The organism is Streptomyces sp. bgisy159, from assembly GCF_965341775.1.
Taxonomy (GTDB): Bacteria; Actinomycetota; Actinomycetes; order Streptomycetales; family Streptomycetaceae; genus Streptomyces.
This window is the reverse complement of record NZ_CBDQZH010000007.1, coordinates 122091-144232: the sequence shown is the minus strand read 5'-3', so window position 1 is coordinate 144232 and position 22142 is coordinate 122091. Positions and strand designations below refer to the sequence as shown.

20 protein-coding genes are annotated in these 22142 nt (G+C 73.9%); 5 read left to right on the top strand and 15 right to left on the bottom strand.

The window, feature by feature from the left end; all coding sequences use genetic code 11:
- Positions 1-125: 125 nt before the first annotated feature.
- From pheT to infC, 7 genes are all read right to left on the bottom strand, one after another.
- A complete protein-coding gene (gene pheT, locus ACSLTV_RS10025; RefSeq protein WP_432134500.1) occupies positions 126-2639 on the bottom strand; it encodes a phenylalanine--tRNA ligase subunit beta in 2514 nt (837 codons plus the stop codon).
- Entirely contained in the window at positions 2639-3760 is a 1122-nt protein-coding gene (pheS, locus tag ACSLTV_RS10020) for a phenylalanine--tRNA ligase subunit alpha (protein ID WP_432134501.1), read from the bottom strand. The genes pheT and pheS overlap by 1 nt, the downstream gene beginning before the upstream one ends.
- A 136-nt stretch (positions 3761-3896) precedes the next feature.
- Positions 3897-5036 carry an ATP-binding protein gene (locus ACSLTV_RS10015; RefSeq protein ID WP_432134502.1) on the bottom strand — a complete coding sequence of 380 codons (1140 nt, stop codon included), beginning with the start codon at positions 5034-5036 and terminating at the stop codon, positions 3897-3899.
- A 90-nt stretch (positions 5037-5126) separates the two neighbouring features.
- On the bottom strand, positions 5127-5975 hold the full coding sequence (locus ACSLTV_RS10010; RefSeq protein ID WP_432134503.1) for a TrmH family RNA methyltransferase: 849 nt from the start codon (positions 5973-5975) through the stop codon (positions 5127-5129).
- A gap of 100 nt (positions 5976-6075) precedes the next feature.
- On the bottom strand, positions 6076-6459 hold the full coding sequence (gene rplT / locus ACSLTV_RS10005) for a 50S ribosomal protein L20 (protein WP_432134504.1): 384 nt from the start codon (positions 6457-6459) through the stop codon (positions 6076-6078).
- Positions 6460-6555: 96 nt separating this feature from the next.
- A complete protein-coding gene (gene rpmI, locus ACSLTV_RS10000) occupies positions 6556-6750 on the bottom strand; it encodes a 50S ribosomal protein L35 (protein WP_007829094.1) in 195 nt (64 codons plus the stop codon).
- A gap of 111 nt (positions 6751-6861) precedes the next feature.
- Positions 6862-7515 carry a translation initiation factor IF-3 gene (gene infC / locus ACSLTV_RS09995; RefSeq protein ID WP_432134631.1) on the bottom strand — a complete coding sequence of 218 codons (654 nt, stop codon included), beginning with the start codon at positions 7513-7515 and terminating at the stop codon, positions 6862-6864.
- 373 nt (positions 7516-7888) lie between these two features.
- On the opposite strand from infC, the gene ACSLTV_RS09990 reads away from it, so the two are divergent.
- Complete coding sequence (locus ACSLTV_RS09990; protein ID WP_432134505.1) at positions 7889-8281, top strand: DUF1844 domain-containing protein; 393 nt, start codon at positions 7889-7891, stop codon at positions 8279-8281.
- Positions 8282-8350: 69 nt separating this feature from the next.
- On the opposite strand, the gene ACSLTV_RS09985 is transcribed toward ACSLTV_RS09990, so the two are convergent.
- Positions 8351-9094 carry an SseB family protein gene (locus ACSLTV_RS09985; protein ID WP_435611988.1) on the bottom strand — a complete coding sequence of 248 codons (744 nt, stop codon included), beginning with the start codon at positions 9092-9094 and terminating at the stop codon, positions 8351-8353.
- A gap of 150 nt (positions 9095-9244) precedes the next feature.
- On the opposite strand from ACSLTV_RS09985, the gene ACSLTV_RS09980 reads away from it, so the two are divergent.
- Positions 9245-10288, top strand: a complete 1044-nt coding sequence (locus ACSLTV_RS09980) for a serine hydrolase (protein ID WP_435611987.1) — start codon at positions 9245-9247, stop codon at positions 10286-10288.
- Here the strand turns inward: ACSLTV_RS09980 and ACSLTV_RS09975 are convergent.
- Genes ACSLTV_RS09975 through ACSLTV_RS09965 form a run of 3 tightly spaced genes read right to left on the bottom strand, consistent with a single transcriptional unit; the run spans position 10274 to position 12722 of the window.
- Positions 10274-10663 carry a hypothetical protein gene (locus tag ACSLTV_RS09975; RefSeq protein ID WP_432134508.1) on the bottom strand — a complete coding sequence of 130 codons (390 nt, stop codon included), beginning with the start codon at positions 10661-10663 and terminating at the stop codon, positions 10274-10276. The two genes, ACSLTV_RS09980 and ACSLTV_RS09975, sit on opposite strands and share 15 nt — an antisense overlap.
- Positions 10664-10722: 59 nt before the next feature.
- On the bottom strand, positions 10723-11901 hold the full coding sequence (gene mycP / locus ACSLTV_RS09970; RefSeq protein ID WP_432155700.1) for a type VII secretion-associated serine protease mycosin: 1179 nt from the start codon (positions 11899-11901) through the stop codon (positions 10723-10725).
- Complete coding sequence (locus ACSLTV_RS09965) at positions 11898-12722, bottom strand: hypothetical protein (protein ID WP_432134510.1); 825 nt, start codon at positions 12720-12722, stop codon at positions 11898-11900. Before ACSLTV_RS09965 ends, mycP begins: the two co-directional genes overlap by 4 nt.
- A gap of 1916 nt (positions 12723-14638) precedes the next feature.
- On the opposite strand from ACSLTV_RS09965, the gene ACSLTV_RS09960 reads away from it, so the two are divergent.
- Positions 14639-15841 (top strand): amino acid deaminase/aldolase, encoded by a 1203-nt coding sequence (locus ACSLTV_RS09960; protein ID WP_432134511.1) that lies wholly within the window; start codon positions 14639-14641, stop codon positions 15839-15841.
- 13 nt (positions 15842-15854) lie between these two features.
- Here the strand turns inward: ACSLTV_RS09960 and ACSLTV_RS09955 are convergent, their stop codons facing one another.
- From ACSLTV_RS09955 to ACSLTV_RS09940, 4 genes are read right to left on the bottom strand one after another with little or no spacing between them, the layout of a single operon-like run.
- Positions 15855-16118, bottom strand: coding sequence for a DUF2510 domain-containing protein (locus ACSLTV_RS09955; RefSeq protein WP_432134512.1), 264 nt, complete (start codon positions 16116-16118; stop codon positions 15855-15857).
- 26 nt (positions 16119-16144) lie between these two features.
- Positions 16145-16945 (bottom strand): 3-oxoacyl-ACP reductase, encoded by an 801-nt coding sequence (locus tag ACSLTV_RS09950; RefSeq protein ID WP_432134513.1) that lies wholly within the window; start codon positions 16943-16945, stop codon positions 16145-16147.
- Positions 16942-18333 carry an aldehyde dehydrogenase family protein gene (locus ACSLTV_RS09945; protein ID WP_435611986.1) on the bottom strand — a complete coding sequence of 464 codons (1392 nt, stop codon included), beginning with the start codon at positions 18331-18333 and terminating at the stop codon, positions 16942-16944. The genes ACSLTV_RS09950 and ACSLTV_RS09945 overlap by 4 nt, the downstream gene beginning before the upstream one ends.
- Positions 18334-18344: 11 nt before the next feature.
- A complete protein-coding gene (locus ACSLTV_RS09940) occupies positions 18345-19709 on the bottom strand; it encodes a glutamine synthetase family protein (protein WP_432134515.1) in 1365 nt (454 codons plus the stop codon).
- A gap of 85 nt (positions 19710-19794) precedes the next feature.
- Between ACSLTV_RS09940 and ACSLTV_RS09935 the strand changes: the two genes are divergently transcribed.
- Both ACSLTV_RS09935 and eat read left to right on the top strand, forming a co-directional pair.
- The gene (locus tag ACSLTV_RS09935; protein WP_432134516.1) at positions 19795-20541 is read left to right on the top strand and encodes a FadR/GntR family transcriptional regulator; all 747 of its coding nucleotides are present in this window, start codon (positions 19795-19797) and stop codon (positions 20539-20541) included.
- Positions 20542-20664: 123 nt separating this feature from the next.
- The gene (eat, locus tag ACSLTV_RS09930; protein WP_435611985.1) at positions 20665-22110 is read left to right on the top strand and encodes an ethanolamine permease; all 1446 of its coding nucleotides are present in this window, start codon (positions 20665-20667) and stop codon (positions 22108-22110) included.
- The last annotated feature ends 32 nt before the right edge of the window (positions 22111-22142 follow it).

Genomic DNA, 22142 nt, shown 5'->3' with positions numbered 1-22142 from the left:
TCCGATTGTGTCGAGTCCATGACCCAGGCGGGCCATACCGCCCGAGTTCATCACCCGGATGAGTGAAGTGACCGCTCAGGGGTGGGGGGCCGTACCGGCAGCCCCCCACCGCGGCGGCGGGACGGCTAGCCGCGCAGAACGGCCCCCGTGCGCTCGCCCGCGAGGGCGACCGCCGCGTCCCGGGCCGCCGACGCCTCGTCGACGGTCAGGGTCCGGTCACCGGCGCGGAACCGCAAGGCGTAGGCCAGCGACTTCTTCCCGTCCCCCAGCTGGTCCTCGTTCTCGTAGACGTCGAACAGCCGGATGGACTCCAGCAGCGCGCCGGCGCCTTCCCGCAGCGCCGCCTCGACCTCGACGGCCGGCACCGGGCGGTCCACCACGAGGGCGACGTCCTGGGTGGCGACGGGGAACGTGGAGATGCCCGGCGCCTGGGGGGTGTCGTCTCCGACCCGCTCCAGCACGTCGAGGTTCAGCTCCATCGCGCAGGTGCGGGCGGGCAGTCCCAGCGCCTTCAGCACCCGCGGGTGCAGCTCGCCCGCGTGCCCCACGACCGTCTCCGTGCCGTCGGCGACGACCGTGAACTCGGCGCACCGGCCCGGGTGCCAGGGCCCGTACGCGCCCTTGCGGACGGTGAGCTCGGCACCGGCCTCACGCGCGACCAGACGCCCCGCCTCGACGGCGTCGGCCCAGTCGGCCGGGCGGCCCGCGCCCCACCAGCCGGCCTGCTCGCGGGCGCCCGCGAGGACGACGGCGGCATGGCGCGGCTGCTCGGGCAGCTCGCCGTTCAGCCCGGCGATCTCCTCGTCGGTGGGCCGCCGGTCCACGGGCAGGGCGACGGCGCGCCGCTGCTCCCCGCGCGGGTGGAAGACCAGCCCCGTCTCGAACAGCGCCAGGTCGTGCGAGCCCCGGCCGTCGTTGCGCCGCAGCGCGCCCAGCAGGCCCGGCAGCAGCGTCGTACGGAGCGCGGGCTCCTCGTCGTTCAGCGGGTTGGTGAGCCTGACGACCCGGCGGGTGGGGTCGTCGGACGCCAGGCCGAGCTGGTCGAAGACCTGCTCGCCGATGAACGGGTAGTTCGGGGCCTCGACGTACCCGGCGCCGGCCAGCGCCCGGCCGACGCGGCGGTGCAGCCGCTGGCGGTGGGTCAGACCCCGGCCGGACGGCGGCTTGGGCAGCGTGGAGGGCAGGTTCTCGTAGCCCTCCAGGCGGATGACCTCTTCGGCCAGGTCGTTCTGCTCCAGCAGGTCGGGCCGCCAGGACGGGACGGTGACGATCAGCTCGTCCTGCCCGTAGACGTCGCAGCCGATCTCCTGGAGGCGGCGCACGACGGTCTCACGACCGTACTCGACGCCCGCGACCTGGTCCGGGTGGTTCGCCGGGACGGTGATGGTGTGCGGCGCGGAGGGGGCGACGACCTCGGTGACGCCGGCCTCGGCCGTGCCGCCGGCGAGCAGCACCAGCAGGTCCACGGTCCGCTGCGCGGCGGCCGCGGCGGCGGCCGGGTCGACGCCCCGCTCGAAGCGGCGCGACGCCTCGGACGACAGCTTGTGCCGGCGGGCGGTACGGGCGATGGAGACGGCGTCGAAGTGGGCGGCCTCGATGACGACCTCGGTCGTGGCGTTCTCCACGTCCTCGTGATCGGCGATCTCGGTGTCGGCGCCGCCCATGACACCGGCGAGGCCGATGGGGCCGCGCTCGTCGGTGATGACCAGGTCCTCGGCGTCGAGGGTGCGCGCCACGCCGTCGAGGGTGGTGAGCTTCTCGCCCGGCTCGGCCCGGCGGACCCCGATGGCGCCCCGGACCAGGCCGCGGTCGTAGGCGTGCAGGGGCTGGCCCAGCTCCATCATCACGTAGTTGGTGACGTCCACGGCGAGCGAGATCGGGCGCATGCCGACCTTCTGCAGCCGGCGCCGCAGCCAGATCGGGGAGCGTGCCTCGGGGCTGAGGCCGGTCACCGTGCGGGCGGTGAAGCGGTCGCAGCCGGCCGGGTCGGAGACCTGGACCGGGTAGCCGAACGCGTTCGGGCCCGGTACGTCGAGCAGCGCCGGGTCACGCAGCGGCAGGCCGTAGGCGATGGCGGTCTCGCGGGCGACGCCGCGGATGGACAGGCAGTCGCCGCGGTTGGCGGTGACGGCGATGTCGAGGACCTCGTCGACCAGTTCCAGCAGCTCGACGGCGTCCCGGCCGACCTCGGTCTCCGGCGGCAGCACGATGATGCCCTTGGTGCCGTCGTCGCCCATGCCCAGCTCGTCGCTGGAGCAGATCATGCCGTGGGAGGTCTTGCCGTAGGTCTTGCGCGCGGAGATGGAGAAGCCGCCCGGCAGGGTGGCGCCGGGCAGGACCACGACGACCTTGTCGCCGACGGCGAAGTTGCGGGCTCCGCAGACGATCTCCTGGGGCTCACCGTTGCCGTTGGCGTGGCCGACGTCGACGGTGCAGAAGCGGATCGGCTTCTTGAAGCCCTCCAGCTCCTCGATGGTCAGCACCTGGCCGACGACCAGGGGGCCCTTGAGGTCGGCACCGAGGTGTTCGACGCTCTCGACCTCCAGGCCGGCCGAAATCAGCTTGGCCTGTACGTCACGGCCGGTCTCGGTCGCCGGCAGGTCGACGTACTCCCGCAGCCAAGAAAGCGGGACCCGCATCAGATCTCCATCCCGAACGGCCGGGTGAACCGGACGTCACCCTCGACCATGTCTCGCATGTCCTCGACGTTGTGGCGGAACATCAGCATCCGCTCGATGCCGAACCCGAAGGCGAAGCCGCTGTACTTCTCCGGGTCGACACCGCAGGCGGTGAGCACCCGCGGGTTGACCATGCCGCAGCCGCCCAGCTCGATCCAGCCTTCGCTGGAGCAGGTGCGGCAGGGCCGGTCGGGGTTGCCGACGGACTCGCCGCGGCACACGTAGCACACCATGTCCATCTCGGCGGACGGCTCGGTGAACGGGAAGAAGTTCGGCCGCAGCCGGGTCTTCATGCCCTCGCCGAACAGCGACTGGACCATGTGGTCCAGGGTGCCCTTGAGGTCGGCCATGGTCAGGCCCTCGTCCACGGCCAGCAGCTCGACCTGGTGGAAGACCGGGGTGTGCGTGGCGTCCAGCTCGTCGGTGCGGTAGACCCGGCCAGGACAGATCACGTAGACCGGCAGCTCGCGGTCGAGCAGCGAGCGGATCTGGACGGGCGAGGTGTGGGTGCGCAGCACCACGCCGGACTCGGTGCCGCCCTCCGGGCCGGCCACGAAGAAGGTGTCGTGCTCACCGCGGGCCGGGTGGTCGGGGCCGATGTTGAGCGCGTCGAAGTTGAACCACTCGGCCTCGACCTCGGGGCCCTCGGCGACCTCGTAGCCCATGGCCACGAAGATGTCCTCGATGCGCTCGGAGAGCGTGGTCAGCGGGTGGCGGGCGCCGGCCGGTACGCGGTCGTACGGCAGCGTGACGTCCACGTCCTCCTCGACCAGTACGCGGGCGTCCCGCTCGGCCTCCAGCTCGGCCTGGCGGACGCCGAGGGCCTTGTTCACGGCGCCGCGTGCCTGGCCGACCAGCTTGCCCGCGGCCGCCTTGGCGTGCGGGGGCAGGGCGCCGATCTCGCGGTTGGCGAGGGCCAGCGGGGAGGTGCCGCCGGTGTGGGCGACCTTGGCCTCCTGGAGCGCGTCGAGGGAGTCCGCGGCGGCGAAGGCGGCGAGCGCCTCGTCCCGCATGCGCTCGATCTCTTCCGGTTTCAACGCCTCGACCTCGACAGGGTCGTACGACTTATTGGGTGCCGACATCTCTTCCCGTGCTTCCGATTGGCTGGCGGATGGTCCCCGTCACCGGCTCATGGACAGTGCGTCCTGGTCTTCGGGACACAAAGGTGCCAAAGGCCGAGTCTAACGGGGTGGAGGTGGGGGAACGGCCCGCGGCCCGTCAGGCGAGATACGCCGGGGCGGCCACGGGCAGCGTAAATCGGAACTCCGCGCCGCCGCCGGGGGCACGGCCGACGGTGATGGTGCCGCCGTGGGCCTCGACGATGCCCTTGACGATGTACAGCCCGAGGCCGGTGCCGCCGCGCTTGCTGCCCCGCCAGAAGCGGGTGAAGACGCGGTTCATGGACTCCTCCGGGATGCCGGTGCCCTCGTCGCTCACGGTGACCGATGTGCCGGTGTCCTCTCCCTCTCGGGGGGAGGCGGCGGGCGTGATCTCAATGGTGACGGTTCCCTCACCGTGCCGCACGGCATTTTCGAGGAGGTTGCTGAGCACCTGGTCGATCTTGTCGGGGTCGGCCCACAGGGCGGGCAGCGGCTGCTCGATGCGGAGCAGGAAGCGGTCGGCGGGCTGGCCGGCGGCCACGTAGGCCTGGATGTGGCGGCTGACGGCGGCGCCCATGTCGACGGGCTGCCGGCGCACCTCCAGCCGCCCGGAGTCGATGCGTGAGATGTCGAGCAGCTCGGCGATGAGGCGGGTGACGCGGTCGGCGTCGGCGTCGACGGTCTCCAGCATCAGCCGCTTCTGGTCGTCGGTGAAGCGGGCCCACTTGGCGAGCAGGGTGGCGGTGAAGCCCTTGACGGAGGTCAGCGGGGAGCGCAGTTCGTGGGCCACGGTGGCTATCAGCTCGGCGTGGGAGCGCTCGGTGCGGCGGCGGGCCTCGGTGTCGCGCAGGGAGACGACGACGCGCCGGACGGGGCCGGTGGGCCGCGTGCGCACGTAGCGGGCGCAGACCAGGACCTCCCGCCCGCCCGGCAGCAGCAGGTTCCGCTCGGGCTGCCTAACCCGGGTCGCCAGTCCTCCGTACGGGTCGGTCAGCTGCCACCAGCGCCGGCCCTCCAGGTCCTCCAGGGGCAGGGCCTTCTCCAGGGGCTGACCGAGGGCGTCGGCGGAGGGGGTCGCGGTGATGCGCTCGGCGGCGGTGTTGAAGCAGACGACCCGGCCGCGTTCGTCGGCGACGACGAGACCGTCGGGCAGGTCGTCGGGGTCGAGGTCCGGCGCGCCCGGTGCACCGGGCGGTCGAGCCACCGGTGGGCGCCGCACGTCCCGGGCCTGCGGCGTGCCGCTCGTGCCCCCACTCATCCCCGTACCCCACCTCTCAGACGAGGGCCCCCGAGCTGGTCACCCTACTAGCTGGGGCCTGTTGTGAAAGTCCCTTCGCCCGTCGGGCGGTCAGTTCCCGGGGGCGGTTCGGCACCCGCCGGGGGCGCGCTGGGCGCGTGCCGACGCGTAGAGACATACGGCCGCGGCGGTCGCGAGGTTCAGGCTCTCGGCCTTGCCGTGGAGGGGGACGCGGACGACGGCGTCGGTGAGGGCGCGGGTGTCCTGCGGGAGTCCCCAGGCCTCGTTGCCGAAGACCCAGGCGGTCGGCCCGCCCATGGTGCCCCGGTCCAGCTCCTCGTCGAGGTCGCGGTCGCCGGCCCCGTCGGCGGCGAGGATCCGCACCCCGGCGTCCCGCAGGCCCGTCACGGCCCGTTCGACGGGCACGCCGACGGCGACGGGCAGGTGGAACAGCGAGCCGACGGAGGCACGCACGGCCTTGGGGTTGTAGAGGTCGACGGAGGCGTCGGTGAGGACGACGGCCTCGGCGCCGGCGGCGTCGGCGCAGCGCAGCACGGTGCCGGCGTTCCCGGGGTCCCGGACGTGCGCGAGTACGGCGACCAGCTTCGGCCGGCTCGCGAGGATGTCCTCGAACGGCGTGTCGAGGAACCGGCAGACCCCGACCAGGCCCTGCGGGGTGACGGTGGTCGAGATGTCCTCGATGACCTGCTCGGAGGCCAGGTGGACCCGGGCGCCGGCGGTGCGGGCGTCACCGACGATGTCGGCGTGGCGCTCGGCCGCGTCGAGGGTGGCGAACAGTTCGACGAGGGTGTCGCCGTGGGCGGCCGCCTCCCGCACGGCCTGCGGGCCCTCTGCGAGGAACAGCCGTTCCTTCCCCCGGAAGTTCCGCTTGGCGAGCCGCCGGGCGGCCACGACCCGGGTGGAGCGGGGGGAGATGAGCTCGGGGGAGACGGGGGGCATCCTCTTACCTTCGAACGTGCGCGGCTGGTGCAACAGCAGGACCCGCAAGCCGGAGGCCTGCGGGTCCTGCGGGTGGGCGTCGGCTAGCGCCGGCGTGGTGTCACGCGGCCTTCGGCGCGTTCACGTCCGCCGGCAGCGCCTTCTGCGCGGCCTCGACCAGCGCGGCGAACGCGCCCGCGTCGTTGACGGCCAGCTCGGCCAGGATCTTGCGGTCGACCTCGATGTTCGCGGCCTTCAGACCCTGGATGAAGCGGTTGTAGGTCATGCCGTTGGCGCGGGCAGCGGCGTTGATGCGCTGGATCCACAGCTGGCGGAAGTCACCCTTGCGCTTCTTGCGGTCGTTGTAGTTGTAGACCAGCGAGTGGGTGACCTGCTCCTTGGCCTTGCGGTACAGGCGCGAACGCTGACCGCGGTAGCCGGAGGCCTGCTCGAGGATCGCCCGGCGCTTCTTGTGGGCGTTGACTGCCCGCTTGACGCGTGCCACTTGTTAACTCCTTGTAGCGGGGCCGTGGGGCTGCTCACACGGCCCGGAAACGATTGGGTCCCGGTCAGAGATCAGGCGCGGGGTGCGCGCCCGACGTCACTTGCCGAGAAGCTTCTTGATCTTCTTGGCGTCGCCCGGGGCCATCTCGGCGTTGCCGGTGAGGCGACGCGTCAGACGGGACGACTTGTGCTCGAGCAGGTGGCGCTTGCCGGCGCGCTCACGGAGCACCTTGCCGGAGCCGGTGACCTTGAAGCGCTTGCTGGCACCGCTGTGCGACTTGTTCTTCGGCATAGCGCCGTTCTCTCCTCGTCGGTGGCGCTCCGGTGCCCGGTCGCGAAACCGGGCACGATGGAGCGTCGCTCTTGTATCGGTTATGTCCGCAGGGCCTCGCGGCCCACGGGATCACGCCTCGGCGGAAGCCTCGGCAGACGCCTCGGCGTTCACGGCGTCCGCGTCCGCGGCGTTCTGCGAGCGGCCGGGGTTGGCCTTCGCTTCCGCCTTGCGGGCCTCCTGCGCCTGGCGGGCCTCGGCCATCGCCTCGGTCTTCTTCTTGTGCGGACCGAGAACCATGATCATGTTTCGGCCGTCCTGCTTCGGGTTCGACTCGACGAAACCGAGGTCCTGGACGTCCTCCGCGAGACGCTGCAGCAGTCGGTAGCCCAGCTCGGGGCGGGACTGCTCACGGCCACGGAACATGATCGTGATCTTGACCTTGTCGCCCTGCTTGAGGAACCGGACGACGTGACCCTTCTTGGTGTCATAGTCGTGCGGGTCGATCTTCGGCCGGAGCTTCATCTCCTTGATGACCGTGTGCGCCTGGTTCTTGCGCGCCTCACGGGCCTTCATGGCCGACTCGTACTTGAACTTCCCGTAGTCCATGAGCTTGCAGACCGGCGGGCGGGCGTTCGCCGCGACCTCGACCAGGTCCAGGTCGTACTCCTGCGCAAGCTCCAGTGCCTTGGCCAGCGGGACGATGCCCACCTGCTCGCCACTGGGACCGACAAGTCGCACCTCGGGAACGCGAATCCGGTCGTTGATGCGGGGCTCGGCGCTGATGGATCCTCCTCGGTAGCACCCCGCGACTCTCTGGCTTGAGGGCCGCGATACGTGTGTGTTCGTTAGACCTAACCGCGCCGAAGCACAAAAAATGCCCCGGACGATCACAGGCGGGGCTCCAATGCTTCCGGAGCACCGCCGCGATGATCGCGGGGCGCTGTTCGGGCGACTCCATCGTCCGTACGGAACGATGGCGGCCGCCTGACCGGTGACCCGCCGTCCCGGGGGACGGTCGGGTGGGAGATCGGAGCCTCCACTTGTGGGCCGTACGCGCCGGTGGTGCTGGGGGCGAGTTCGGCCGGTCGTCACACAAGGTTAGCAGCTGCCCGGGGGTGGTGCGAACCGCCGGCCTCCGGGGCCTATCGTGTGGGGCATGAGTGAGACCCCTCCTGAATCCGCCGCGTCCGCCGCACCCGCCGCGGAAGCCGCGGATGCCGACTTCGACGCCATGGCCCGCGACATCGCCGAGGTCCCGGCGGTCGAGGTGATCGTGACGGTCGCCGTCAACCTGATGAGCGCGGCGGCCGTGAAGCTCGGTCTGACCGAGGAGGGCGACAAGTACAAGGACCTCGACGAGGCCCGCAAGCTGGTGACCGCGCTGGCCGGGCTGCTGGACGCCTCCACGACCGAGATCAGCTCCTTCCACGCGGCGCCGCTGCGCGACGGCCTGAAGTCGCTGCAGCTGGCGTTCCGCGAGGCGTCGGTCGTCCCGGACGAGCCGGGGCAGGGGCCGGGCGAGAAGTACACCGGCCCGGTCTACGGCTGACCCGCTCCTTCCACGACGGGCCCGGTCCTTCAACGAGCGGCCCGGTCCTTCCACGACCTGCTTGGTCTGTCAACGACCGGCCTGGTCCTTCACGTACAGGGGCTCGCCCGGGGGCGTGGTCCCGGCCGGCAGCAGTGCCAGGTCGAGGCCGCGCAGCAGGCGGGCCCTCAGCGTGTCGTCGTCGGCCAGCCGCCGGGCGACGGCACGGGCGGCCTCGGCGGGAGCGGCGGCGGGGTCCAGGACCAGGGCGAGGGTGCCGTCGGCCTGTCCGGGGCCCAGGTGGGCGCGGATCACGGCAGGCTCGGCGGCCACGGCGGCCCGTACGGCCTCGATGACGGCCGGGTCGGTGAGCGGGTCGGTGGTGGTGCGGCCCTCCGCAAGCGCCAGCAGTGCCGGCCCGGTCAGCTCGAACGGCACCGGTCCCGCCATGTCGAGCAGCAGGGTGTCCGCCCGCTCGTGCGCGGCCGCCTGGAGCGCCTGGTGCAGGGGAACGGCGACGGGGCGGGCCTCCGGGTCCCACCGGGCGAGGGAGTCGGTGGAGGCGAAGGCGGGCAGGGCGGTGCGGTTCCCCGCCCTCAGCGTGGGCACGGCCATGTCGCTGGTCTTCTCCCGGCGCAGCCCGTTCTCGTCCTCCTCGACCTCCCCGAGCACGGCGACGACGGGAACGAGCAGCCGGGCGCCCCGGAGCGCCTCCAGGACGGGTCCCACGGCCGTGCGGTCCTCGGCCCAGGCGGCGAGCGCGGCGGCCAGCCGGGGGTCGGCCGAGCCGTCGTCGTCGGAGTAGCCGGGGTCGGGAATGTTCTTGTTCGCCACGGTCCCCGACCCTATCGGGGGGTTGCTGCCGCGTTTGTGCGGGGCGGGAAACACGGCGTTCACCACTGTCACAGGTTTCCGGGCATTCTCTGACGTGGATCTCATCTTCCTCTGACGGCGGGCACAGCCGACGCCACCAGGATCGCGGTCATGCCGTCATCCCGAGCCCGCCGGCGCCGCCGGACCCGCCCGTCCCGGCGCCGTGCCGCCCTGCTGTGGACCGCCCTCGCCGTGGTCGCCGTCGTCGGGGTGAGCGCCGCGGGCACCGTGTACCGGACGGCGCGGGCCCGTTCGGGTCCGGCCTCCGTATCGTCGGCGTCGGCGTCGGCGTCGGCGTCGGCGAACGAGGAGACCGGGGTGGTGTCGGTGACGGAGCCGGTGGAGACGGAGCCGGCGGAGGCGAAGACGGCGGCCGACGCCGATGCCCTGCTGGCGGCGGCCATGGCGTCGGTGACGGTGCCGGACGACGCCGCGGTGTCCGTGGCGGTGCTCGACCCGGCGAGCGGCGGGCGCGCGGTGTACGGCGCGGACGCCTACGACACGGCGAGCATCGTCAAGGTGGACATCCTGGCGGCGCTGCTGCTGCGCGCCCAGGACGCCGGTCGGCGCCTGACCGCGCAGGAGCGGGCCCAGGCCGCCGCGATGATCGAGAACAGCGACAACGACTCCGCGACGGCGTTGTGGGACGCGATCGGGCGGGCGGAGGGGCTGGACGCGGCGAACGAGCGGTTCGGGCTCACGGAGACCTCCGGCGCGCAGGGCGCGCTGTGGGGGCTGACACAGACGACGGCGGCCGACCAGCTGGTGCTGCTGGAGCAGGTATTCGGCGAGGACTCGCGGCTGAGCGAGGCGTCCCGGGCGTACGTCCGGGAGCTGATGGGGCGGATCGCCGCCGGTCAGCGGTGGGGGGTCTCGGTCGTCGCGGACGGGTCCGGGTGGGCCCTGAAGAACGGCTGGCTGCCGCGCAGCACGACCGGGTTGTGGGACGTCAACAGCATCGGGCGGGTGACGGTCGGCGGCCACGACTACCTGGTGGCGGCGCTGTCGCGGGGCAACGCGACACAGGCGGCGGGCGTCGCACTGGTGGAGGCGGCGGCGCGGGCGGCGGTGTCGGTGTTCACCGGGACCGCCTCGTTCACCGGGGCCGCCTCGCCCTCCCCGTCCGCCGCGGCGACCGGGTCAGTCCCGCGGTAGCCGGCTGAAGCCGGACTGCCGGGTGTGGACGGTGACCTCGGCGCCGCCGAGGTAGGCGGCCTTCTGGCGGAGCTGGTCCAGGGCGGTCCGGCCCGGGTCGCCGTAGACGTCGATGGTCCGCAGCCGCACCAGCGTGGCGAACGCGCGGAACCGCTGCTCCCCGATCCGCAGGTGCAGGTCCAGCGACGCCGGGTCGGGATGGACGGCCACCGTGGTCATCGTCGTCCCGGCCTCGTCGAGGTAGAAGTGGTAGGCGATCAGCTGGGGTTCGTGTTCCTCGGCGAAGTCGGCGAGGTCGAGCATGCCGGTCCGTACCGCCTCGGCCTTCCCTTCGAGGACGTCCGAGCGGTCGACGTAGAAGAGTGGTTCGCTCACGGGGTCCGACGGTAGTGCCGGGTGTCCGGGACGGCCGGGCGGCGCGCGGGCCGGGTCCGTCAGGGGGTGGTGCCGTCCTCCCGACGGCCGCGCCAGAGGACGACGCCCGCCACCAGCAGGACGCCGCCCGCGCCGCCGGCCAGGGGCCCGGCCCAGTCCGTGCCCGTGTCGGAGGCGGGGCTGTCGGGGCCGGGGCCGAAGTACTGCCGACCGTAGGACCGGGCCCGCAGGCTCGCGGGTTCCAGGGCGGCGGCGGCCCGCAGGGCGGCGGCCGGGTCGACGAAGCCGTAGCCGCGCGAGTCGTCGCGACCGCCGGCCGGGGCGTCGCGGGCGGTGTCCTCCAGGAGCCGTTTGATCTGGGCGGGGGTCAGGCCGGGGTGGGCGGCCTTGACCAGGGCGACCGCGCCGGAGACGAACGCGGCGGCGGCGCTGGTGCCCCAGCCCTCGTAGTACTTGTGGTCCGGGTCCGCTATCACGACGTCGTCGCCGGGGGCGCTGACCGTGGCGTACCAGCGGCGGGTGGAGAAGGCGGCGCGGGTGCCGTAGCGGTCGACGGCGGTGACGGCGATGACGCCCGGGTAGGCCGCCGGGTAGGAGATGTGGTCGCCCTTCTCGCCGCCGTTGCCGGCGGAGGCGACGACGACGGAGCCCTTGGCGAGGGCGTACTGGACGGCCTCGTCCTCGGCGGGTTCCGGGTGGGCGGAGGCGGAGTCGTCGCCGAGGGAGAGGTTGATGACGTCGGCGCCCTGGTCGGCGGCCCAGCGGATGCCCTCGGCGAGGGCGTTGCCGCGGGTGTCGCGGGCGCGGGCCCGGGCCGGGTCGCCGTCCTCGAGGATCACCCGGACGGGAAGGATCTTCGCCTCGGGGGCGACGCCCAGGACGCCGTCGCCGCCCGCGTAGCCGTGTCCGTGGCCGGCGATGATGCCGGCCATCGCGGTGCCGTGCCGGGCCCAGGCGCGGTCACCCTCCCGGGCGCCGAAGCCGACCATGTCGCGGCCGGGCAGGACGTTGCCGTCGAGGTCGGGGTGGTCGGCCTCGACGCCGGTGTCCAGGACGGCGACGGTGACGCCCTTGCCCTTGGTGGTCTGCCATGCCTGGGCGGTGTGCATGGCTTCGAGGGCCCACTGCCGCGCGCGGATGGCGTCGGCGTGCGCGGTGGCGGGCGGTACGAGGGCCAGGGCCGCGGCCAGCAGGCAGCTGACGGCGCCGGCCCGGCGCGCGGTGCGGCCGCGGCTCATGAGGGCTGCTCCGAGGGGGAGACGGCGGCTCTGCGCAGGCCGCGTTCGACGCGGTCGGCGAGGCCCTGGGCCTCGTGGCCGAGGCCGGCCTGGGCGGTGGCCGTGGTGGCGCCGGCCCGGGTCGCCTCGGCGGCGGGCTGCGGGCTGTCGACGGTGCGGCCGTCGGCCCAGCCCGACACGGCGTAGACCACCACGGGGGCGTCGGTGAGCACCGAGATCGTCCAGGAGGCGCGCTGGGCGTCGCCGAAGGCGGCGGCGACGGTGTCCTCGGCGGCGTAGGGGCGGGGCATCAGGTCGGCGCGGCGGGCGAGGCCCTCCTTGCCGAACCGGGTGTCCAGAGCGCGCATGGCGGCGGCGTCGGCGGTGGTGAACAGCAGGCCCACGGTGGTGACGTGGCTCTGCGTGGCGTCGGTGTAGGTGGCGCGCAGGAGGCGTTCGCAGCCGACGGGGGCGAGGACCTGGCTCAGCAACGGGTCGAAGGCGTCGGCGCAGTCGCCGTCCGGGGCGACGGCGATCCGGGTCCAGGTGCGGTCGGAGCCGCCGGGGCCGGCGCCCTGTCCGTCCACGGTCGGCGGGAACAGCTGGTCGACGGGCAGGTTGTGCCACAGTCCGCCGGCTGTCGCGTAGGCGCCGGCGTCGCCGGCCGAGGCGTCGCCGACCAGCCAACTGCCCGTGACGGCCCCGCCGATGAGTCCGAGGCCGAGCACGACGCAGGCCGCGGCCGCGACGACCCGCCTGCGGGCGCCGCGGAGCCCCCGGCCGCCCTCACCGAATCCCTCGGGCTGCCCGAACGTCACCACGGTCGGGCCGGCGCCGGGCACCGCGGGGGCGCTCCAGGACAGCGCGGGGTCGGGGGCGGGGGTGTGCGCGATGTCGGTGGGGCCGGCCGTCCCGGGGGCGGGCGCCGGTCCGGCACCGGTGTACGCGGACCGGGGTGCGGGGGCGGGACCGGCGCGGTCGGTGTCCGGGCGGTACGGGCGGTCGCTGCCGCGGGTGGGCGCCGTGGCGGGAGGAGGCGGGGCCGGGTGCGGCGGCGCACCGAAGTCGGGGTGGCGTATCGGCGCGGTGGGCGACCAGGCGGGCTCGCTGTCCGGGGCCGCGGGGGCGGACGCCGGTCCGGCCGGGCCGGAGGGCGGGCGCGGGGTGAGCAGTCCGCGGCGCGAGAACGGCGTCCACGCGGCTCCGGCGGCCGGGGCGTGCGTACGGTCCGGGGATCTCCCGGCGGCCCCCGGGCCACCGCGTCCCTCATCACCGCCGCGATCGCCGACCGGTCCGGCCTCAGCGACGCCAGGCCGCCCGACCGTTCCCCGAGCGCTCCGGTCGGGGGCGGGGGACGCGGTCGGGGCCGGGGAGTGGCTGGGGGACGCGGTGCGGGTGGGCTGATGACCGGAGGAGGCCGCACCGGCCGAGGAGCGGGCCGACGACCCGGTACCGGTGGACCGACGACCGGAGGACGCCGTACCAGCCGAGGCTCCCGTACCGGTGGACTGACGACCGGAAGGCGCGGCACCGGCCGGGGAGTGCCCCAAGGACCCGGTACCGGCCGACTGAGAACCGGAAGACGCCGCACCGCCCGGGGTGTGCCCGGAGGACCCGGTGCCGTCCGAGGAACGGCCGGAAGACGCGGTGCCGGTCGGCTGGTGGCCGGAAGGCGCGCCGTCGGAGGCAGGGCGGCCCGAAGCCGGGTCCGGGGCGGAAGGGCGGCCCGAGGGGCCGTCGGTCACGCGAGCGGGGCCCGGGTTCCTTCCGGGGAACCGGGGCCCGTCCGGGGCCGTGTCACGCGCCTCGGGCCCGCCCGGACCGGTTTCGTCGGTCGGGGGACGGCCCTGTGCCGCATCGCCGGCCCGGGGGGCGGCCTGGACCGGGGAGCGGCGCGGGGAGGTGTCGGCGGCGCCGGTGGTCCGGGGACTCCCGTCGGCCCCGGGGGTCCGGGACCGGCCGGTGGGCGGCGGGGTGTCCGGGAAGCGGGCCGATGCGGCAGGCGGGGGCGGCGGTGTGGCCGGTCGGCGCGGCGCGGGGAACGGCGGCCGGGAGCCGGCCTGCCCGGGCGCGGCCGGGGGCGAGGCAGGGCGCGGGGGCGCCGGAGCGCCGCCCGGAGAGCGGCCGTCGGGCGCGGGCCGTGCGGGCGTCGAACCGGTCGGCGCGGTCCAGGAGGCGGGCGCCTCCCCCTGCGTGCCGGGGCGCGGGTTCCCGCCTGGCCGGAGGCGGCCCGCCGACCTCGAGTCGCCGGTGCCCCGGGGCGCGTCCCCGCTCGTGGTGGGGCGGGAGGCGTCACCGGTCGCCGCGGTGCCGGAGGCGTCCGGCCGGGGGCTCGGCGCGGCTTCGGCCGGGGCGCCCGGCGGGGGTGTGGCGGGGCGGGGCGGTACGGCGGGGCGGGGCGGGGTGTCCGGACGCGGGGGGATCGAGGCGCGGCGTGCTTCCGTGCTCATGCACCCCCCGTTTCTCGTCCCCGGGACGTTTCTGCTGTCCGCCCGGGCCCTGTCCGTCGCAGACCGACCCTGACCGTGCCGAACGCGAGCCGGGAGCGCCGTTCGGCGACCGGCCCGTCCTGGCACGCATACCCGTACGCGCGGACCGGCATCCCGGCGCGGATATCCGGCCGAAGCCGCCGTCCGTGCGTGCGTCCGCGTCACTCTACGGCTTGTTCCTGGTCGAGCGGGAACCAGTCCGCAGCCTCGGGGCATCTGCCCGGAACGTCCCCCTACCCTGCGGTAATCGCGTCTGGCAGGCTGCCGTCATGACTGCGCGCGCCGCCGACCGGGCCCGTTACGACCGGGCCACCGCCCCTCTCGACGCCCCTCTCGCGATCGTGGACCTGGAGGCCTTCGACGCCAACGCGGACGACCTCGTCCGTCGTGCGGGGGGCAAGCCGATCCGGGTCGCCAGCAAGTCCGTGCGCTGCCGCACGCTGCTGGAACGCGTCCTCGCCAAGGACGGTTTCGCGGGGATCATGTCGTTCACCCTCGCCGAGTCGCTGTGGCTGGCCCGTTCCGGATTCGACGACATCCTGCTGGCGTATCCGTCGGCGGACCGCGCCGGCTTCGCCGAACTGGCCGCCGACCCCAAGCTCGCGTCGGCCGTCACCGTGATGGTGGACGACGTGGCGCAGCTGGACCTGATCGACGCCGCGCGCGGCGACGGACGCGAAGTCGTCCGGGTCTGCCTGGAGTTGGACACCGCGCTGCAGCTGTTCGGCGGCCGGATGCGGGTCGGCGCCCGCCGCTCCCCCCTGCACTCCCCCGCCGAAGTCGCCGAGCTGGCCCGTACGGTGAGCAGGCGTCAGGGGTTCCGGGTGGTCGGGATCATGGCGTACGAGGGGCATGTGGCGGGGGTGGGGGACAAGCTCGCCGGGCGGCCCCTGCGGTCGCGCGCGATCCGGCTGATGCAGGCCGCCGCACGCCGGGAACTCGCCGAGCGCCGGGCCGCGGTGGTGCGCGCGGTGCGGGCCGTGGTACCGGATCTGGAGTACGTCAACGGCGGCGGCACCGGCAGCGTGCAGAGTACGGCCGCCGAGGACGCGGTGACCGAGATCGCGGCCGGCTCGGGGCTGTACGTGCCCCGGCTGTTCGACAACTACACCTCGTTCAGCGGGCGTCCGGCGGCGCTGTTCGCCCTGCCGGTGGTACGGCGGCCGGGCGTCGGCGTGGTGACGGTGCTGGGCGGCGGGTACCCGGCCTCGGGTGCGCCGGGGCGGGACCGGCTGCCGGTGCCGTATCTGCCGGAGGGGCTGCGCTACGACCCGCAGGAGGGGCCCGGCGAGGTGCAGACCCCGCTGCTGGGCTCGCCGGCCGACGATCTGCTGGTCGGTGACAAGGTGTGGTTCCGGCACGCGAAGGCCGGGGAGTTGTGCGAGCGGTTCGAGCGGCTGCATCTGGTCGAGGGCGACCGGGTGACGGCGACCGTGCCGACGTACCGGGGCGAGGGGCACACGTTCCTGTGACCCGCCCCGTGCCTCACCGCGGTTGTCGCTGGATGCCGCTGCCGACGCCGCCGCCGCGGGCCGCGTCGCCGACCGGGCGGATGCCCCGGGTGATGCGGTCCGTGTCGGCGAACGGCGACCCGTCGGCGCCGGCGTCGAAGACGCGGCCGGCCGCGGCCGCCGCTCCCGCCGCGGGCCGCGAGGCCGCCCGGCTGCGGGCCGTCCAGCCGGTACCGTCCCGCCAGCGCTCCGGACCGGGGGCTCGCGGGTGGCGGTACCAGCCGGGCGGCGGTGTCATGCTCGTCCCTGCACTGGAGAGGGCGGCTACAGGGGGGTGACGTACGCCCCGGAGATCCCCCCGTCGACGAGGAAGTCGGTCGCGTTGACGAAGGAGGAGTCGTCGCTGGCGAGGAAGGCGACGGCGGCGGCGATCTCCTCCGCCTCGGCGAACCGGCCGACGGGGATGTGGACGAGGCGGCGGGCGGCCCGCTCGGGGTCCTTGGCGAACAGCTCCCGCAGCAGAGGCGTGTTGACCGGGCCCGGGCACAGGGCGTTGACCCGGATGCCCTCGCGGGCGAACTGCACGCCCAGTTCCCGGGACATGGCGAGCACGCCGCCCTTGGACGCCGTGTACGAGATCTGGGACGTCGCCGCGCCCATCCGCGCCACGAAGGACGCGGTGTTGATGATGGAGCCCCTGCCCTGGCGCCGCATGTAGGGGATCGCGGCCTTGCAGCACAGGTACACGGACGTCAGGTTGACCTCCTGGACCCGCTTCCAGGCCTCCAGGCCGGTCTCCAGGATGGAGTCGTCGTCGGGCGGTGAGATCCCGGCGTTGTTGAAGGCGACGTCGACGCTGCCGTAGGTGTCGTACGCCGTCCTGAACAGCGCCTCGACCTGCTCGGGGTCGGTGACGTCGACCTTCGCGAAGGTGCCGCCGGCCTCCTCGGCGGCGGCCTTTCCGCGGGCTTCGTCGACGTCGCCGCAGACGACGTGGGCGCCCTCGGCGGCGAGGCGGCGCGCGGCGGCGAGGCCGATGCCGCTGCCGGCTCCGGTGATGACGGCGGTCCGGCCGACCAGACGACGGCAGACGGTCTCTTCGCTCGATGCGGGCGATTCGGTCACTGTGCGGGGCCCTCCGTGCTGATGAAGACGTTCTTGGTCTCGGTGAAGGCGGTGAGCGCGTCCGGGCCCAGCTCGCGGCCGAGGCCGGACTGCTTGAAGCCGCCGAACGGGGTCCAGTAGCGGACGCTGGAGTGGGAGTTGACGGACAGGTTGCCGACTCGGACGGCCCGCGAGACGCGCAGGGCGCGCCCCAGGTCGCGGGTCCACAGGGAGCCGGCGAGGCCGTACGGCGTGTCGTCGGCGAGGCGGATGGCGTCCGCCTCGTCGGTGAACGGGAGCAGGACGGCCACGGGGCCGAAGATCTCCTCGCGGGCGGCGTCGGAGTCGGGTCGCTCCGCCGTGAGCACGGTTGGCGGGAACCAGAAGCCGGGTCCGTCGGGCGCGGTGCCGCGCAGCGCCGGGGCGCCGTCGGGCACGAAGGACCGTACGCGGTCCAGCTGCTGCCGGGAGATGAGCGGGCCCATCCGGGTCTTCTCGTCGGCCGGGTCACCGACCACCACGGCGGACAGCGCGTCGGCGAGCAGCTCGGCGACCTCGTCGTAGACCGTCTCCTGGACGAGGATGCGGGTGCGGGCGCAGCAGTCCTGGCCGGCGTTGTCGAGGAAGGAGAAGGGGTCGACGGCCGCCTCCAGGTCGGCGTCGGCGAAGACGATGTTGGGGCTCTTGCCGCCGAGTTCGAGAGTGACGGGTTTGACCTGGCGGGCGCAGCGCTCCATGACCTCGCGGCCGGTGCGGGTGGAGCCGGTGAAGACGATCTTCGCCACGCCGGGGTGGTCGACGAGTGCGCGGCCCGTGATGTGGCCGTGGCCGGGCAGGACCTGGAAGAGCCCTTCGGGCAGCCCCGCCTCCAGGGCCAGTTCGGCCAGGCGCAGGGCGGTCAGCGGGGTGGTCTCGGCGGGCTTGAGGACGACGGCGTTGCCGGCGGCCAGGGCCGGGAAGGAACCCCAGGCCGCGATGGGCATCGGGAAGTTCCAGGGGGCGACCACCCCGACCACGCCGAGGGGTTCCTGGAAGGTGACGTCCCAGCCGCCGGGGACGGGGATCTGCTTGCCGAGGAGGCGTTCGGCGCCGCCGGCCGCGTAGAGCAGCAGGTCGCGGGCGTTGCCCGCCTCCCAGCGGGCGTTGCCGAGGAGGTGGCCGGCCTCGCGGACCTCCAGCGCGGCCAGTTCCTCGACGTGGGCGTCGACGGTGTCGGCGTACCGGCGCAGCAGGCGGGCCCGGTCGGCGGGGGCCGTGGCGGCCCAGGCGCGCTGGGCGGCGGTCGCGCGGGCGACGGCGCGGTCCACGTCGGCCGCGTCGGCGGCGGGGACGGTGGCGACGACCTCCTCGGTGGCCGGATCGAGGACGGTCAGCTCGTGCGGGTCGGACGAGGCGTGCGGCTCGGACAAGGGGTGGCCTTTCACATGCGTTCGAAGGAGCGGCGCAGCTCCCAGTCGGTGACCGCGGCGTCGAAGGCGTCGAGCTCGACCCGGGCCATGTTGCGGTAGTGGTCGACCACCTCGTCGCCGAAGGCGGCCCTGGCGACGGGGCTGTTCTCCCAGAGTTCGGCCGCCTCGCGCAGGGTGGTCGGGACGTGGGCGTACTCGGCGGTGTAGGCGTTGCCGGAGCAGGGGTCCGGCAGCTCCAGCTTCCGCTCGACGCCGTACAGGCCGGCCGCGACCAGCCCCGCGACGGCGAGGTGCGGGTTGACGTCGCCGCCGGGCAGCCGGTTCTCGAACCGGGTGGAGCGGCCGTGGCCGACGACGCGCAGCGCGCAGGTGCGGTTGTCGTGGCCCCAGGCCACGGCGGTGGGAGCGAAGGAGCCCGGCTGGAATCGCTTGTAGCTGTTGATGTTCGGGGCGTAGAGCAGCGCGAAGTCGCGCAGGGCGGCGAGCTGGCCGGCGAGGAAGTGCCGCATGACGTCCGACATCCCGTCGGGGCCGTCCCCGGCCATCACGTTGGTGCCGTCGGCGTCCGCCAGGGAGAGGTGGATGTGGCAGGAGTTGCCCTCGCGCTCGTTGTACTTGGCCATGAAGGTCAGCGAGACGCCCTCCTGGGCGGCGATCTCCTTGGCGCCGGTCTTGTAGATGGCGTGCTGGTCGCAGGTGACCAGGGCCTCGTCGTAGCGGAACGCGATCTCGTGCTGGCCGGGGTTGCACTCCCCCTTGGCGGACTCCACGGTGAGGCCGGCGCCGGCCATGTCGTTGCGCAGGCGGCGCAGCAGGGGCTCGATGCGGCCGGTGCCGAGGATGGAGTAGTCGATGTTGTACTGGTTGGCCGGGGTCAGGCCCCGGTAGCCGGCGTCCCAGGCCTGCTCGTAGGTGTCCTTGAAGACGATGAACTCCAGCTCGGTGCCGACCTGTGCGGTGAGGCCGAGTGCGGCGAGGCGCTCCAGCTGGCGGCGCAGGATCTGGCGGGGCGCGGCGGCGACCGGGGTGCCGTCGGCCCAGGCGAGGTCGGCGATCAGCAGCGCGGTGCCGGGGTGCCAGGGCAGGCGGCGCAGGGTGGCGGTGTCGGGGTGCATGGCGAAGTCGCCGTAGCCGCGCTCCCATGAGGACATCCGGTAGCCGTCGACGGTGTTCATGTCGGCGTCGACGGCGAGCAGGTAGTTGCAGCCCTCGGTGCCGTGCCGGAGGACCTCGTCGAGGAAGAAGCGGGCGGCGAACCGCTTGCCCTGGAGCCGCCCTTGCATGTCGGGGAAGGCGAGGACGACAGTGTCGATCTCACCGCCGGCGACGAGGGTGTGCAGTTCCTCGACGGTCAGCGGGGCTGTGCGGTCTGCCACGGGTAAGCCTCCTCGGGCTTCGTCGGTCAGCCGGGAGCCATAAGGTATTGCCCAGGACCATTGATTGGGAAGGGGGGTCGGCGACATGTCGCGGGCCGACACGGGGCACGGGATGCTCCAGGGCGGGGACCGGCTGACGTCGGTGCTGCGTCCGGTGCGGGCCGGCAACGGCTTCGAGGAGGCGCTGGAGCAGATCCTCCAGGTGCTCCGGCTCGGCCTGGTGCCGGACGGCGGACGGCTGCCGGCCGAGCGGGAGCTGGCCGACCGGCTGGGGGTCAGCCGGGTGACGCTGCGCGAGGTGCTGAAGGTGCTGCAGGACCAGGGGCTGGTGGAGTCGCGGCGCGGACGCTACGGCGGGACGTTCGTCCTGCCGCGCACCGACGCCCCCGGCGAGGAGGAGCTGCGCCGCCGCCTGCGGGACGTGGACGTGGAGGACACCCTGCGCTTCCGCGAGGTGCTGGAGGTGGGCGCGGCCGGGCTGTGCGCCACGCACGGCCTGGCCGGGGAGGGGGCGGACCGGCTGCGCGAGGCGCTGGCCCGCACCCACGACGCCCCGCTGGCCGAGTACCGCCGCCGCGACACCCTGTTCCACCTCACCCTGGCCGAGCTGTCCGGCTCGGCCACGCTCACCGCCCAGTACGCGGCCGTCCGGGCGACGGTGAACGACCTGCTGGACTGCATCCCGCTGCTGGTGCGCAACCTGGAGCACTCGCAGCGCCAGCACGCCGCGCTGGTCGAGGCCGTGATCGAGGGCAACGCCGAGCAGGCCCGGGAGATCACGCGCGAGCACTGCGAGGGCACGGCGGCGCTGCTGAGGGGGTTCCTCGGGTGAACCCGGGCGCGCGCGGATTTACGGACGCTTAACGCAGGGGTATTGCTTTCCCGGGACGGACCCCGCAAAGGTATGGCTCCATTCCATTGAGCTCTGTCCGCCGCCCCGTGGGGAGTCGTGCCCATGTCCATGGATTCCACCCGAACGCCCACCGCCCCTGAGCCGGACGACTATCTGGAGCGCAGATCGCTGCGCCGGGGCAGCGCCGGCTGGGTGCTGCTGACCGGCCTCGGCGTCGCCTACGTCGTCTCCGGCGACTACTCGGGCTGGAACTTCGGCCTGGCGGAGGGCGGCTTCGGCGGTCTGGCCGTCGCCATGGTGCTGATGGGCACCATGTACGCGTGCATGGTGTTCGCCCTCGCCGAACTGTCCTCGATCCTGCCCACGGCAGGCGGCGGATACGGCTTCGCCCGCCGTGCGCTCGGCCCCTGGGGCGGCTTCCTGACCGGCACGGCGATCCTCATCGAGTACGTTCTGGCACCGGCCGCCATCGTCATCTTCATCGGGGACTACGTCGAGTCGCTGGGCCTGTTCGGGCTGGAGTCCGGCTGGCCGGTGTACCTGGTCTGCTTCGCGGTCTTCCTCGGCATCCACCTGTGGGGCGTGGGCGAGGCGCTGCGGTTCAGCTTCGTCGTCACCGGCATCGCGGTCGTGGCCCTGGTGGTGTTCGCGGCGGCGGCGCTGCCGGACTTCAGCTTCGCCGCCCTGGACGACATCCCGGTGGACACGTCGGCCGCGGGCGCCGGTTCCTGGCTGCCGTTCGGCGTGCTCGGCATCTGGGCGGCGTTCCCGTTCGGCATGTGGTTCTTCCTGGGCGTGGAGGGGGTGCCGCTGGCCGCCGAGGAGACGCGGAACCCGGCCCGCACCCTGCCCAAGGCGATCCGCTGGTCGATGGGCGTCCTGGTGGTGCTGGCCGTGGTGACCTTCTTCGCGGCGGCCGGGGCGCGCGGCTCGGCGGCGATCCAGGAGGCGGGGAACCCGCTGGTCGAGGCCCTCCAGCCGAACGGCGAGGCCACCGCGCTGAGCCGGATCGTCAACTACGCGGGGCTGGCCGGACTGGTGGCGTCCTTCTTCTCGCTGATCTACGCCGGCTCGCGCCAGCTGTTCGCGCTGTCCCGCGCGGGCTACCTGCCCCGCTTCCTCTCCCTGACCAGCCGCCGCAAGGCCCCCTACCTGGGTCTGCTGGTACCGGGCACGATCGGCTTCCTGCTGGCCGCGGTCACCGGCGACGGGGCGCGCATGCTGAACGTCGCGGTCTTCGGCGCCACCATCTCCTACGCCCTGATGTCGCTCTCCCACATCGTGCTGCGCCGCCGCGAGCCGGGGCTGGCGCGGCCGTACCGCACGCCGGGCGGGGTGCTGACCTCCTCGGTGGCGCTGGTCCTGGCGTGCGCGGCGCTGGTGGCGACGTTCCTGGTGGACGTGACGGCGGCGGTGATCGCCCTGTCGGTGTACGGGGTCGCCGTCGCCTACTTCGGTCTCTACAGCCGCAAGCGGCTGGTGGCGAAGGCGCCGGAGGAGGAGTTCGCCGCACTGGCGGCGGCCGAGGCAGAGTTGGCACGGGACTGAGACCGCCGGGACCGCCGACCGTGAGGGAGCAG

What these genes read in the sequence shown, in the direction of transcription:
- pheT (WP_432134500.1), bottom strand. Translation starts at nt 2,639, where the DNA reads ATGCGGGTCCCGCTTTCTTGGCTGCGGGAGTACGTCGACCTGCCGGCG.
- pheS (WP_432134501.1), bottom strand. Translation starts at nt 3,760, where the DNA reads ATGTCGGCACCCAATAAGTCGTACGACCCTGTCGAGGTCGAGGCGTTG.
- ACSLTV_RS10015 (WP_432134502.1), bottom strand. Translation starts at nt 5,036, where the DNA reads ATGAGTGGGGGCACGAGCGGCACGCCGCAGGCCCGGGACGTGCGGCGC.
- ACSLTV_RS10010 (WP_432134503.1), bottom strand. Translation starts at nt 5,975, where the DNA reads ATGCCCCCCGTCTCCCCCGAGCTCATCTCCCCCCGCTCCACCCGGGTC.
- rpmI (WP_007829094.1), bottom strand. Translation starts at nt 6,750, where the DNA reads ATGCCGAAGAACAAGTCGCACAGCGGTGCCAGCAAGCGCTTCAAGGTC.
- ACSLTV_RS09990 (WP_432134505.1), top strand. Translation starts at nt 7,889, where the DNA reads ATGAGTGAGACCCCTCCTGAATCCGCCGCGTCCGCCGCACCCGCCGCG.
- ACSLTV_RS09980 (WP_435611987.1), top strand. Translation starts at nt 9,245, where the DNA reads ATGCCGTCATCCCGAGCCCGCCGGCGCCGCCGGACCCGCCCGTCCCGG.
- mycP (WP_432155700.1), bottom strand. Translation starts at nt 11,901, where the DNA reads ATGAGCCGCGGCCGCACCGCGCGCCGGGCCGGCGCCGTCAGCTGCCTG.
- ACSLTV_RS09960 (WP_432134511.1), top strand. Translation starts at nt 14,639, where the DNA reads ATGACTGCGCGCGCCGCCGACCGGGCCCGTTACGACCGGGCCACCGCC.
- ACSLTV_RS09955 (WP_432134512.1), bottom strand. Translation starts at nt 16,118, where the DNA reads ATGACACCGCCGCCCGGCTGGTACCGCCACCCGCGAGCCCCCGGTCCG.
- ACSLTV_RS09935 (WP_432134516.1), top strand. Translation starts at nt 19,795, where the DNA reads ATGTCGCGGGCCGACACGGGGCACGGGATGCTCCAGGGCGGGGACCGG.
- eat (WP_435611985.1), top strand. Translation starts at nt 20,665, where the DNA reads ATGTCCATGGATTCCACCCGAACGCCCACCGCCCCTGAGCCGGACGAC.